Annotated in this window: 9 protein-coding genes; all 9 read left to right on the plus strand. The window is 45.5% G+C overall.

Going from position 1 to position 13990, the window contains the following annotated elements; translation table 11 throughout:
* Positions 1-76 precede the first annotated feature (76 nt).
* The 9 genes from EIZ58_RS04170 to cls all read left to right on the plus strand — a co-directional run bounded on the left by EIZ58_RS04170 (position 77) and on the right by cls (position 13941).
* Entirely contained in the window at positions 77-1405 is a 1329-nt protein-coding gene (locus EIZ58_RS04170) for a multi antimicrobial extrusion protein MatE (RefSeq protein ID WP_134699241.1), read from the plus strand.
* A complete protein-coding gene (locus EIZ58_RS04175; protein WP_134699242.1) occupies positions 1402-2670 on the plus strand; it encodes a glycoside hydrolase family 28 protein in 1269 nt (422 codons plus the stop codon). Before EIZ58_RS04170 ends, EIZ58_RS04175 begins: the two co-directional genes overlap by 4 nt.
* 74 nt (positions 2671-2744) lie before the next feature.
* Complete coding sequence (locus EIZ58_RS04180) at positions 2745-4217, plus strand: UxaA family hydrolase (RefSeq protein ID WP_134699243.1); 1473 nt, start codon at positions 2745-2747, stop codon at positions 4215-4217.
* A 19-nt stretch (positions 4218-4236) separates the two neighbouring features.
* Positions 4237-5724, plus strand: a complete 1488-nt coding sequence (locus EIZ58_RS04185; RefSeq protein ID WP_240688934.1) for a tagaturonate reductase — start codon at positions 4237-4239, stop codon at positions 5722-5724.
* A gap of 2 nt (positions 5725-5726) precedes the next feature.
* Complete coding sequence (uxaC, locus tag EIZ58_RS04190; protein ID WP_134699244.1) at positions 5727-7127, plus strand: glucuronate isomerase; 1401 nt, start codon at positions 5727-5729, stop codon at positions 7125-7127.
* Between the two features lie 310 nt (positions 7128-7437).
* On the plus strand, positions 7438-7887 hold the full coding sequence (locus EIZ58_RS04195; RefSeq protein ID WP_240688935.1) for a MarR family winged helix-turn-helix transcriptional regulator: 450 nt from the start codon (positions 7438-7440) through the stop codon (positions 7885-7887).
* On the plus strand, positions 7888-11025 hold the full coding sequence (locus EIZ58_RS04200; RefSeq protein ID WP_134699245.1) for an efflux RND transporter permease subunit: 3138 nt from the start codon (positions 7888-7890) through the stop codon (positions 11023-11025). It abuts the gene before it with no gap.
* Between the two features lie 20 nt (positions 11026-11045).
* Positions 11046-12404, plus strand: a complete 1359-nt coding sequence (locus EIZ58_RS04205) for an efflux RND transporter periplasmic adaptor subunit (RefSeq protein ID WP_134699246.1) — start codon at positions 11046-11048, stop codon at positions 12402-12404.
* A 91-nt stretch (positions 12405-12495) separates the two neighbouring features.
* Positions 12496-13941: a cardiolipin synthase gene (gene cls / locus EIZ58_RS04210; protein WP_240688936.1), complete on the plus strand. Its 1446-nt coding sequence runs from the start codon at positions 12496-12498 to the stop codon at positions 13939-13941.
* The last annotated feature ends 49 nt before the right edge of the window (positions 13942-13990 follow it).

A 13990-nucleotide genomic window follows, 5' to 3' on the forward strand; every position in this document is an offset into this window, starting at 1 on the left:
TTGCCAAAAAGCCAAAGGTCGTTTATGATGTTAACAACGTTGTTATTATCTGAATAAACAGAGAAAGGGTGGGAAGATGAAGGATGATCAGCATCGTATTACGTATCCATCCCTTTTGCGCTTTTTTATTCCACTAAGCTTTTCTGCGACACTAGTGACTCTATCTCATGTCATTATTAACAGCACGTTGGCTAGGGCCCAAAACCCGGCCATGGTCATTGCAAGCTACTCTATTGCGTTAAGCTTTTTTGGGATTCTGGAGAAGTGTGTGGTGATTTTTCGGCAGTCCTCGTCAGCCTTGGTACGAGACCGCGTCTCCTACCGAGCCATGTTTAGTGTATCGGCCTATATTTTGGGTGCGGTTCTCGCTATTTCCTTAATCATTGCCCATACGGAGATCGGAAAATGGATTTTCACCTATGCGTTTGGGGTGAAGGAGGAGTTGTTGCAGCCTACTCTAAATGCTTATCAGGTACTCCTGTTTGTGACCGTCTTTTCAGGCATTCGCTGCTTTTACCAGGGAATCATTATCTATCACTTACGGACGAAGTGGATGACGATCATGATGTTGGTCCGGATAGCCATGATGATGGTAATCGCATTTATTGTGCTGAAGAAGGGTTGGGTTAATCAAGGGGTTGTAGGAGCTTATATCTTTCTTTTTGGAATGGCTGTGGAGGCCCTTGTGAGCGGGTTGGAAGGCAGATTCTTGGCCAAACAGCTTCCGGAAAAGCAACCGGAGCATACCATTGAGACTCAATCGCAAATCTTTTTATTCTATCGCCCCCTATTGATGGCATCGCTTATTGCAGTATTAATTAATCCTTCCATCAATGCCACTTTAGGCTGGAGTGAAAAAGGAGCGGTAGCGGTAGCAGCCTTTGCCGTTGCTGCCTCGGTTACGCAGCTATTTATGAGCTTTACTTCCTATATGCATCAGATAGCGATTAACTTTTATCGTAAAGACCCACAAAAGGTCCTACGCGTCACTGCCGTATTAGGTTTGATTCCATCCGTATCCCTTCTTTGCATTTCCTTTACTCCAGCAGGGGAATGGATCTTGACTAGTGTGATGGGGGTTAAAGGGGAGTTGTTCAAAGAAAGTTTGATCACCTTGCGTTTTTTTGTTTTTTTAGCCCTGCTGTTCCCTTTTCTCGATTTTCTCAATGGAATGCTGATCTTAAGTAAAAGAACCCATATTTTGATGATCTCTCAAACCGGTAATCTGCTAACTACTTTATCGGTATTGGGGATTTTGCTATACGTCGCCCCTCAGATCGGAGGAGTCATCGGGATTGCAGCGATGGCGTCAGGCGTTCTTATGGAGCTACTTGTTGTATTGTGGTTTAGGCCAATGAATTTGGATCATATTAATCAAGCAAATAAAGGGGTTAGAGCCGTATGAATATACTCATTACTGATTTTGGTGCCATACCTGATGGACGGATAGATTGCACAGAAGCCTTCAAGAAGGCGATAGAGGTGGTTTCGCAAGCAGGAGGCGGCCAGGTCACGGTACCGGCAGGTTCCTATTTAACAGGTCCGATCCACTTAAAAAGTAATATCCAGCTTCACGTAGAAAAAGGGGCTACGATTACTTTTCGACATAATCCTAAAGCCTACTTGCCATTGGTTCGTACGTTCTGGGAGGGAGTAGAGCTCTATAATTACTCTCCTTTGATCTATGCCTATCAGCAAGAGAATATTGCGATTACGGGAGAAGGAGTATTGGATGGCGGAGGAGAACCATGGTGGCCGTGGAAAGGAAAACAGGAATATGGGTGGAGTGCAGGAACTCCTCACCAGGAAGCGGGGAGAGCGCTACTGTTTCAGATGGCGGAAGATCATGTGCCGGTGGAGCAGCGCCGTTTTGGGGAAGGGTTTTACTTGCGTCCTAGCTTTATCCAGCCGTTTGAGTGCCGTAACATTCGTATTGAAGGAGTTACCGTCATTAATTCCCCGATGTGGCAGATCCACCCTGTGCTTTGTGAGGATGTAGTGATTGAGCGCGTAAAAATCATGGGACATGGTCCAAACAATGATGGCGTGGATCCTGAGTGCTGCAAAAATGTGCTGATTAAGGATTGTTATTTTGATAACGGTGATGACTGTATCGCCATCAAATCGGGAAGAAACGCCGATGGACGACGGATCGGGGTAGCGTCCGAAAACATTCGTATTACGGGCAACTATATGAAGGATGGACACGGAGGAGTGGTTATCGGCAGTGAGATTTCTGGAAGTGTTCGGAATGTGCATGCCGAAGGTAATGTGTTTGATAGCCCGAATTTGGATCGGGCGTTGCGTATCAAAACAAATTCCGTACGTGGAGGCGTCATTGAAAATATCTACTTTGGTAACAACATCGTGAAACGTGTAGGCGGAGAAGTGATCCAAATTGATATGGAATACGAAGAAGGAGATGCAGGGGACTTTACTCCTTTGGTACGAAATATTGAGGTAGAAAACGTGCGAAGTGAAGAGGCGAATGTTGGCGTTTGGATCAAAGCGTATGAGCGTGCGCCCGTTGAGAATTTGACCATTCGGAATTGTAGATTCGATGGGGCAAAAACACCTTTGGTCATTGAAAATGTAAAAGAAATGAAAGTCGAGGAATTTTATATTAACGGGAAGTTAGTTGGCGATAAATGGTCCCGCATAGTTAAATAATTTTGGTTGAAAAATTTACTATATACCATTATATTTATTAATAACAACGTTGTTAACAAGGGTGAGGTGTTCACATGAAAATACATCCCGAAGATTCGGTGTTTATTGCATTACAACCGCTGACAAAAGGCGAGAAAGTAACGGTTCAAGGCAAAACTGTAACCGTTCAAAACGATATCCCTTTTGGACATAAAGTAGCGTGGAAAAATCTACAGCAAAATGAAAACGTGATTAAGTTTGGTTATCCAATCGGAAGAGCGAAAGAACCTATCCAAGAGGGTGAATGGGTCCACACCCATAATGTAACAACGAATCTCGATGGAGTCCTGGAGTATGAGTTTCAGCCCACAGCGGCTAAAGTACAGCGTGTGAACTCAGAACTAACCTTCCCTGGCTATATTCGAAGCAATGGTGACGTCGGAATTCGCAATGAAATTTGGATTATCAACACGGTGGGTTGTATTAATAAGACGGCCGAGCTGCTGGCAAAGAAAGCGAACGATCTGTATAAGACCGTTGACGGTGTGTATCACTTTGCCCATCCATTTGGCTGTTCGCAGTTGGGTGACGATTTGCAAAATACACAAATGATCCTTTCTAATCTGGTTCACCATCCGAATGCAGCTGGTGTACTCGTTCTCGGTCTAGGTTGTGAAAACAATTATGTGGAGCTGTTTAAGAAAGTACTTGGAGATATCGATCCAGATCGCGTGAAGTTTCTTGTCAGCCAGGAAGTGGAGGACGAATTAGAAGCAGGATTGGAAAAGATTGAGGAGCTTGTTCAGTATGCTGAGCAATTCAAGCGCCAACCCGTACCAGTATCGAAGCTAAGAGTAGGACTCAAGTGCGGGGGATCTGATGGATTCTCTGGCATTACGGCCAATCCGCTGGTTGGTGCTTTCTCGGATCTTCTCATTGCCCATGGCGGTACGACCATTATGACAGAAGTTCCCGAAATGTTCGGAGCAGAAACCATTCTACTCGAACGCTCTGCCAACCAGGAAGTATTTCAAGAAACCGTAGGGCTGGTCAACGATTTTAAGAACTACTTTATCAAGCACGACCAAGTCGTCTACGAAAACCCTTCACCTGGAAATAAAGCAGGCGGAATTACCACTCTCGAAGAAAAGTCGCTTGGCTGTGTACAAAAGGGCGGATTCGCCGAGGTGGTGGACGTTCTCCCTTACGGCGGCCGAGTAAGTAAAGAAGGACTCAATCTTGTACAAGGGCCTGGAAATGACTTGGTCTCAGTGACCGCGCTCACCGCGGCAGGAGCCCATATCGTGCTTTTCACCACCGGAAGAGGAACGCCGTTCGGCGGACCTGTACCGACAGTAAAAATTTCAACGAACTCCGCTCTTTATGAGAAGAAAAAGCGTTGGATTGATTTTAATGCAGGCCAGCTGATCGAGGGTAAAGACATGGATACGCTGAAGCAAGAATTATTCGAGTATATCCTCGAGATCGCGGCAGGTGAAACAAAAACGAATAATGAAGAGCATGGATTTAAGGAAATTGCCATTTTCAAGGACGGCGTTATTTTATAAATCGAGGAGGAACTTAATTGTGCAAAAGCTAACCAAGCAGCTTATTCCGGCGGATCAGCGTTTTGACCATCTGCCAGAGAAGATCATTCAGTTCGGTGAAGGGAATTTCCTCCGAGGGTTCGTGGATTGGATGGTGCAGGAGTGTAATAAGCAAGGACTGTTTAATGGGAGAGTGGTGGCGATTCAGCCAACTCCCCATGGGAAGGTTGTTCCCAAGTTAAATGCTCAGGATGGTCTGTATACGCTTGTAATCAGAGGAATAGAGAACGAACAAGTCATCGATCGTACGGAAGTAATTTCTTCGATTAGCAGAGGAATTAACCCTTATACGGATTGGGCAGAGGTACTAAAAGTGGCGGAAAACCCTGAGGTGCAGTTTGTCTTTTCCAACACGACTGAGGCGGGCCTCACCTATGCGAAAGAGGAGTATAATCCTGAGCAAGCTCCCCTTTCCTATCCTGGAAAGTTAGCCGCATTTCTTTATCACAGATACCAAACCAATGGCACCGGCATGGCCATCTTCCCCTGCGAGTTAGTAGAGAGCAATGGAGATCTGTTAAAAGAAATTGTCCTTACGATCGCAGAGGATTGGAAGCTTCCTGAGGCGTTTAAAGAGTGGATCAACGAGCATAATCTTTTCTGCAATACTTTAGTCGATCGTATCGTTACGGGCTTTCCTAAAGATAGCATAGAAGAGTATAGGGAGCGTCTGGGTTATGACGATGAGCTGTTAACGGTAGGCGAGCCTTATCATTTGTTTGCCATTGAAGCTCCAGAGAAAATCGCTGATGCTATTCCTTTTCACCTGGCGGGCCTCAATGTTCACTGGGCGGATGTGAGATCATTTCGGGAGATTAAGGTTCGAATTTTAAACGGCGCTCACACGCTTATGGTACCGGTCGCTTTTCAAGCGGGGAAGGATACCGTACTTGAAGCCATGGAAGAGGCTACGCTTCGACCCTTTATTGAAAAAGGAATCTATCAAGAGATTTTTCCTATCTTAGAGATGCCGATCGCCATGAAGAAGCCTTTTGCGGATTCCGTCATTGAACGCTTCCTCAATCCTTTTAATAAACACTATCTTCGGGATATTGCTCTAAATTCATTCTATAAATTCCGTACGAGACTGTTGCCTACTTTACTCGAAACGATCGAGCAACAAGGAAAACCACCAGAGGCGATTAGCTTTTCCTTTGCGGCATTGCTTTCCCTCTATCGCGGAAAGCAGGCCGCTGAGAACGAACTTACAGGAATAAGAGGAGAGGAAGTCTACAGCTTAAGGGATCAGCCGGAAGTGGTCACTTTGCTCGCTAGTCTTTGGTCTGCGTATGAACACGACGCTCTTCGTTTAGAGGAACTTGTAGGAAATGTCCTTAACCAAGAAGCATGGTGGGGGCAAGATCTAACTCAAGTCCCGCACTTAGCGGAAACCGTGTATAGCTATCTAAGTCAGATTGTGCAGCATGGAATGAGAGAATCACTTTTAAACCTAACGGAGGGGAAATAAAAATGAAGAAATTCCTAGATGAGAACTTCTTATTGTCTAATCAAACGGCAGTTGAGCTTTATCATCAATATGCAAAAGAAATGCCGATCATCGATTATCATTGCCATTTAAGTCCACAGGAAATCTATGAAAACAAAAGTTATAAAAATCTGACGGAAATCTGGCTATACGGCGACCATTATAAGTGGAGATTGATGCGCGCTAATGGTGTAGAGGAGCAAAACATTACGGGAGATGGAGCGGACTATGAAAAGTTCTTGTCTTATGCTAAGACCGTTCCGATGACGATCGGAAATCCTCTTTATCACTGGTCTCACCTGGAGCTTCAGAGATATTTTGGAGTAACTGAACTTTTAAATGAGAAAAATGCTCCTGTGATTTGGGAAAAGGCGAATGCGATCCTGACCGGAGGCGGGTTCGGAGCTAGAGACATTATCCAGAAGTCAAATGTAAAAGTGGTGGTGACGACGGATGATCCGGTTGACACTCTAGAATACCATGTGAAAATTAAGGAAATTGAAGGATTTGATGTGGCGGTTCTTCCCTCCTTTAGACCAGACAAGAGTCTAGAAATTAATCGAAAGGGCTTCGTCGATTGGGTGCACAAGCTCGAGCAAGTCTCTAATCAGTCGGTCTATACCTACGATGAGTTCTTATCGGCTCTGGAATCCCGTGTGAGATTCTTCCACTCGGTAGGAGGACGCGTGTCGGATCACGCCCTTGACTATGTACCGTATGCAGATACCACGAAGGAAGAAGCAGCCGAAATCTACGCTAAGGCAATTCAAGGCCAGACCGTTAGTTTAGAGGAAGAGAAAAAGTATAAAACCTATACCTTGGTGTTCCTCGGAAAGCTATACCATGAACTTGGTTGGGCCATGCAGTTCCATATCAACGCAGCGAGGAATAACAATACAAGAATGTTCCAGCAGCTAGGGCCAGATACAGGGTATGATTCTATGAACGATAGCTCGATCGCTTATCCTCTAAGCCGTCTGCTAGATATCTTAGCTACCGATAATCAGTTGCCAAAAACCATCTTGTATTCCTTAAATCCGAATGACAACCCAATCATCGCCACCCTAATGGGATCCTACCAAGGGGGAGGAGTCGCTGGTAAGATCCAGTTCGGTGCAGCTTGGTGGTTTAATGATACCAAAGAAGGCATGATTCAGCAGATGAAAACGCTGGCGGATTGTGGGTTGTTAACGCGCTTTGTCGGGATGCTGACCGACTCTAGAAGTTTCTTGTCTTATACGAGACATGAGTATTTCCGTCGCATCTTGTGCAACATGATCGGGGAATGGGTCGAAAATGGAGAGTTCCCAGATGACAAGGAATTGCTAGGTTCCATTGTCGAAAACATTTGCTATAACAATGCTAAAGAATATTTTGGTTTTTAGGTAAATTGGCCGGTAAAGAGCTGATCCCAGAGTTAGTTGGGGATCAGCTCTTTTTGGGCAGATAAGAATTTATAAAATATCTTGAATTCTTTATCTGCATAAGTGCAACTAAGCTGCCGCCTGCGCCTTTTAAGGCTTGGCGCCAGCCAAATTTTCTTTAGTTTGAATCCACTTCATCATTTGTTCATCTTTCGAGGATATAATCCAATACAAAGATTTGTTTCTTGACGCGAAATAGTTTTCTGACTACTATATATTTCGGGATAGAAAATTTTCGATATAAGAAATAGTGAGTAGGTGAGGTAAGAAAGTGGAAAAATTGGCGAAGTTGCTGTTGGATCATAATAAGCTCTTCATGAGCATCGTCACTCATGAACTAAAGAAACAAAATATAACCATACCCCAGGCTATTGTTATCGACACAATTAAGGACGAAGCGAAAACCATCGGGGATATTAGCAAGGCCATCGACCTTTCTTACAGTACCGTTTCGGGGATTATCGATCGGCTGGAGCGGGACGGTCTTGTAGAACGATACCGGAATGAGACCGATCGCCGGGTGGTGTGGGTCAGACTTACGGAGAGATGCCAAGATTTTCACCAAACCAATCCCATCGTCAACCCTGATTTTTATAGGGAGATGTTTCTTGGCATGTCCAAAGAGGAAGAAGAGGGGATTATGGCCTCTCTTTCCATACTCCAAGTTTATTTTGAACAACATACCAAGTCACTGAATGTAAGGAAGGGAAGTGAGTCCTAAATGCATATCTCCGATTTAGCGATTAGACGACCGGTTACCGTTTGGATGATTATTGTAGCCATGCTTATTTTTGGATTTGTCTCCTTTCCAAAAATGGCGGTTGACCTGTACCCCGAACTAAATCTTCCCGTGGCTGTTGTCGTCACGAGTGTAGATGGGGGGACGCCTGCCGAGGTAGAGAAGCTCGTGACGAAGCCTATAGAAGAAGTGTTGGCTTCCGTTGCCAATGTAGATCAAATTTCTTCCAATTCAGTTGGAGGAGCTTCTCAGGTTATTGTTCAATTTAATTGGGGAACCGATCTAGACCAGGCCACCCTCGATATGCGAGATAAGGTGGATATGGTCAAGGGCATGTTGCCGGATACGGCTCAATCCCCTCGGATCCTACGCTTTGATCCGAATGCTCAGCCTGTCATGACGATCGCTCTAACAGGCAATCAGAATCCCGCAGAACTAAAGTCTATCGCGGATAATGTAATCAAGCCTCGACTCGAACGCGTCGACGGTGTTGCGTCTGTAGGAATTCTGGGTGGACAGGATCGCTATGTTGAAGTGATGCTAGATCCATTGAAGCTCGAGGTGTACGGCATTACCCAAGATCAGATTCGACAAGCACTAGCATCGAATAACCTCTCAGGGTCCGCAGGGTCCGTAAAACAAGGGGCGGAAGAACTCAGTATTCGTGTACAAGGTGAGTTTAGAAACGTGCAAAGCATAGGAGAAACGCCTATTGCCGTAGCCGGAGGAAGTATTCCTCTGAAGGATGTGGCCACCGTTTCGGATACGTTGGCGGATGTGAAGCAGTTAAGCTTTTTAAACGGGGAGCCGAGCCTTGGATTAACCGTAACGAAGGCTTCCGGGGGGAACACCGTGCGTGTTGCCGAGACAGTAAATAAGGAGTTAGAAAAGCTAGAGAAAGAACTGCCCGAAAACGTGAAACTGACCGTCATAGTGGATCTTTCCCAGTACATTAAGGATTCCATTAACACCGTGGCAGAGCATGCCTTGTTGGGTGGACTATTTGCCATCCTGGTCCTGTATCTGTTCCTCAATAGTGCCAGATCCACGTTGGTCGTATCCATTGTTATTCCGATCTCTGTCGTTGCAACTTTCTCCCTGATGTATTTCTCAGGTCAAACGATCAACTTAATATCACTAAGCGGTCTTTTATTAGGTCTTGGTTCCCTAGTGGACTTCGCGGTCGTTATATTAGAAAATATTTTCCGACTTCGCCAGCAAGGCAAAGGCATGTTGGAAGCGGCTCGAGAGGGTTCGAAGCAAGTGGGGAACGCCGTGATGGCTTCTGCAATGTCCCAGATCGTTGTATTTTTACCAATCGTCTTCGTTGACGGAATTGCCGCCGAATTGTTTGGACCGCTAGCCTTAACGGTAATCTTTTCTCATATTGCTGCGCTAGTGGTGTCCATTATGCTTGTTCCAATGTTGAGTTCTCGCTGGATTAACACGATACCTGATGAATCGATTTATCATGCCGGAACTTATAAAGGAAAGAATCCGGTAATTTGGTTTAACATAGGCTTTGAAAAGTTGTCTGCCGCGTATGGAAAACTGCTGGCCTGGGCTCTAAGAAAGCGAAAGACCGTGTTGGTCCTTACCGTATCTCTATTTGTCGGTTCAGCTGCGTTGGTGCCGATGGTAGGGATGGAGTTTATTCCGAAAATGGACCAAGGACAATTAAGTGTCAGCGTCAAGATGCCTGCAGGAACCGTTATTGAAGAAACGGCTCACGTGGTGTCCCAAATTGAGGATGTGATTCAGGAAGTGCCTGAGCTTGAAAAGATGTATACCTCCGTTGGGTCAACGGGTGGCCCCGCCGCGTTCTCTACTGGGGCTACGAACCGAGCTCAGATTGATGTGATCTTGCTTCCGCTAGATCAACGCAACCGTTCCACGGAACAAGTGATGCTGGATTTGCGCTCCACTCTTACCTTTATTCCTGATGCCGAGATTAACGTGACTGAATCCCAGCAAGGTGCTGGTATGGCAGGATCTGCGCTTCAGGTGAACTTGAGAGGGGATAACTTAGACACTTTAAAAGATATTTCAGATATCATTGCAGGAGAAGTGCAGCAAGTAGAGGGTACGCTAAATGTGAAAACATCACTCGATGCGACCCAAGAAGAGTTCCAAGTGATCATGGATCCGCAAAGGTTAAGTCAGTATGGAATAACGACGGGCCAAGTGTTAAGTGTCGTCCGTACGGCGTTTGAGGGACAAAAGGTGACCCAATACCGTACAGGTGATGATGAAATCGACGTAAGGATAAAAATGCCAGCGGAATACAAGGAAGATGTCTCGTATTTAGAGCGATTGCGGATTACCACTCCTCAAGGAGCAGCCGTAGCATTAAGTTCTGTTGCTACCATTACAAGAGAAGATGTGCCGCAGACGATCACCAGATCGAATCAAACGCGCCAAGTCTCCATTACGGGGGACGTGGCTGGACGGGATCTAGGGTCTGTCTCCCGAGATATTCAGGCTCGTCTGGACAAGCTGCAGCTTCCTGAAGGTTACCAAGTAGAATTTGGCGGACAAAATCAGCAGATGACCGATTCGTTCAAGCAGCTAGGTTTAGCCATGCTCTTGTCCATTGTTTTCGTTTATATGGTGATGGCTGCCCAGTTTGAATCCTTATTTAGTCCATTTATCATCATGTTCTCCATTCCGCCTACCTTTATAGGTGTCGTTTTCGGTCTGGCTGTCACGGGCAACGCCCTGAGTGTCATGGCTATTATCGGTTATATTCTGCTGATCGGGATTGTGGTCAATAATGCGATTGTACTAATGGACTATATTAACCAGCTTCGTCAAGAAGGTCTTGAAAGAACGCAAGCCATTCTCCAAGCAGGTCCGGTTCGATTGCGTCCAATCCTTATGACGACATTATCCACCATTTTAGCGATCTTACCGCTTGCTTTTGGAGGGGGAGCCGGAAATGAAGGACAGGCACCTATGGCAATTGTCGTCACCTTTGGATTAAGCTTCTCTACGCTCGTGACGCTTATTCTTATTCCAGTGGTATACAGTTGGTTCGACGATCTTGGCCTCAAGTGGAAAAATCGTAATAGAAATAAGATAAACGTTACTACACCATCCGAAACGAATGTAGAGTTGTAACGGGGGAGGGGAAGATTGGAATGGTTAACAATAAAAAGAAATCTTTTTTGCTCATGTTAGCTTTATCTGTAGCCATTGTAGGTTGCTCCAAAAATGATGAGGTATCATCTGCCCAGGAGGAGACGGTTGTACCTGTGCAAGTGGATGTGGTTCAAGAGGGGGCTGTTGATGCACAGGCGGGCATCAGCGGCAAACTAGCTCCAAATGAAAGTGTTCAGGTGGCGCCAAAGGTCAGCGGTAAGATAACCAAGGTTCATGTGACTTTAGGGCAGCAAGTTAAGCAAGGTGACCTTCTGTTCGATCTCGACCAAAGTGATCTAGCCAACGCAGTAAAGCAGGCCCAATCTGCTGTGAATGTGGCGGCGGCCAACCTTAAACAAGCTGAAAACAGCTCCAATCAAGGCGTTAATCAAGCGCAGGGAAGTGTTGCACAGCTTAATCATTCTATCACGCAAGCGCAAACTGGGTTGGAGCAAGCTCACGTGGGGTTGACTCAAGCGCAGCAATCGTATCAGGATGCGCAAATCAATGAGCAGCGAACAAGGCAGCTTTTCGAGGCTGGAGCCGTTCCTATGGTTGAAATGGAAAGAGCCGAAACCGCGTTGAAAAATGCAGAGTCTGCTGTGAAAAATGCAGAGCTTGCCCTGAAAAATGCGGAGACGAATATTGCCAACGCCAAGTCCTCCTATGAAAACGCACAAAAATCCTTGAAAAATGCCCAAAGTAAAACCGCTGTGGATGTCGCTCGAGCTTCTCTAGAACAGGCCCAGGTGAATCTTCAGAATGCGAGAGATCAATTGGCTAATGCCTTGGTGCGGGCCCCGATTTCAGGTGTTGTATCGTTAGTTCAAGGAGCGACAGGACAAATGGCTTCACCACAAATGGCCGTCGTTCATCTTGTGAATATCAATCCGATGATGGTGAAAGCGAATCTTTCCGAGAATGAGTTGACTACGGTTAGCTTAGGAAACAAGGTAGCTCTTGAGATCCCTGCGTTGAAGAAAAATCTCGAAGCTACCGTGTCCGCGATCAGTCCTGTAATGGACTCACAGCTAAAGGCCTACCCGATTGAGATTTCCATCCCAAACCCAACAGGGGATCTCAAGGCAGATATGGTGGTTAATGTAAAAGTATCTTCAGCTGCTGCGGAGGCTAAATCCCTCATCATCCCTCGTAAGGCCGTTATGGAGGAGCAAGGGAAACGATACGTGTATAAGCTCAACGGGGACGTAGCCACGAAGATAGAGGTACAAACCGGAGAGGAAGCCAGCGACTCAGTAGAAATCCTTTCAGGACTTCAGTTGCAGGACCAAATCGTAGTAAAAGGACAAACACTGCTTCAAGATGGTAGTAAAGTTCAGATTCAAGATTTGAAGTAAATGGCAGAATCCCCCTGGAAATATAGGGGGATTTTTTTGTTTTCTGAGGGAAAAGTAAAGAAACTATTTTATAGGATAAGGAGGATTGATGGTGGAACCCATTTTTTCTGTTGAGCATACGATCATTTTCTTTCTTCTTCCCCTACTCAATTTTGCCTTAGCGATTTTCATAATCTACATGGAACGTCGCAATATCAGTTCAACCTGGGTATGGTTAATGGTGCTTCTGTTATTGCCGGTCGTTGGGTTTGCTTTATACATGATATTTGGCCAAAACATAAGCCGGGAAAGAATCTATAGGTTAAAAAGCAAGGGTCATGATCATCGAAACGAATCAGTTGATGAACAAATGGCTGAAATCAAGCGAGGGATGCTCCTTTCCACTAAGTATCTTAGTAAGTACCAGCATCTGATTTCCATGAACCTGGTCCATAATGATTCTCTATTGACCCAAGATAATGAAGTGCAGGTCTTTACGACAGGTCAGGACAAATTCAAGGTCCTGCTTGAACAAATCGAACAAGCAAAGGCCCATGTCCACCTGCTTTACTATAAAATGGCTAGTGACGGGTTGGGGAGTAGAGTTCTTGATGCATTGGTTCGGAAGGCCCAAGAGGGGGTGGAGGTTCGAGTCATCTACGATGACGTGGGTTCCACAGGCTTGCCGAAGGAGTTCTTTGCACCGTTGGTGAAAGCAGGAGGAAAGGTATTCTCCTTTTTTCCTTCTAAAGTGTCATTCCTTAATGGAAAGTTAAACTTCCGAAATCACCGAAAGATTGCGGTCATAGATGGGCGCATTGGTTTTGTTGGAGGATATAATATTGGGGATGAATATCTCGGTCTGGATAAGAACATCGGAAATTGGCGTGACACACATCTCATGATTAGAGGGGGAGCGGTCCAACGCCTGCAGTCACAATTTTTGTTAGACTGGAACGTGGCAGCCGATGATGTCATGACATATGATCCCAAGTACTTCCCCGAAGGAGAAGCGAAGGGAAACATGGCCATTCAAATCGTTTCTAGCGGTCCACATTCGGGGCGAGAAGAAATTAAAGACGCGTTCCTCAAGCTGATTTTCCAAGCCAAAAAAAGTATTTACGTTCAGACCCCTTACTTCGTCCCAGATGAAAGCATGTTGAATGCATTACGCATTGCAGCGTTTTCCGGGGTTGATGTGCGTGTAATGATTCCAAAAAAACCGGACAGTCGAATCGTCGGTTGGGCGTCACTTGCTTATCTATCAGACCTGGTGCAAGCGGGAGTGAAATGTTACTTATATGACAATGGATTTTTGCATGCGAAAACCCTTGTCATCGATCGTGAGGTAGCTTCCGTCGGATCGACCAATATGGATAATCGCAGCTTTAAGCTGAACTTTGAAGTAAGCGCCATTCTTTATGATCAACAGTTAGCCTGTCAGCTCGAGAATATTTTTAATCAGGATATGCAGCATTCCGTCCTTCTTTCTCAAGGGGAGGGGCGTCTCGGTCGAGTCAAGGAATCCGTTGGGCGCTTGTTGTCACCTATCTTGTAATATTAGAAGGAGTGCTCTTGTTGGCACTCCTTTTTCTATCGTTTGACAA

It is taken from the genome of Ammoniphilus sp. YIM 78166, from assembly GCF_004522215.1.
Classification (GTDB): domain Bacteria; phylum Bacillota; class Bacilli; order Aneurinibacillales; family RAOX-1; genus YIM-78166.

Bases quoted from the DNA above. Each gene is read 5' to 3' on its own strand.
- EIZ58_RS04170 (WP_134699241.1), top strand. From the start codon at position 77: ATGAAGGATGATCAGCATCGTATTACGTATCCATCCCTTTTGCGCTTT.
- EIZ58_RS04175 (WP_134699242.1), top strand. From the start codon at position 1,402: ATGAATATACTCATTACTGATTTTGGTGCCATACCTGATGGACGGATA.
- EIZ58_RS04180 (WP_134699243.1), top strand. From the start codon at position 2,745: ATGAAAATACATCCCGAAGATTCGGTGTTTATTGCATTACAACCGCTG.
- uxaC (WP_134699244.1), top strand. From the start codon at position 5,727: ATGAAGAAATTCCTAGATGAGAACTTCTTATTGTCTAATCAAACGGCA.
- EIZ58_RS04200 (WP_134699245.1), top strand. From the start codon at position 7,888: ATGCATATCTCCGATTTAGCGATTAGACGACCGGTTACCGTTTGGATG.
- EIZ58_RS04205 (WP_134699246.1), top strand. From the start codon at position 11,046: ATGGTTAACAATAAAAAGAAATCTTTTTTGCTCATGTTAGCTTTATCT.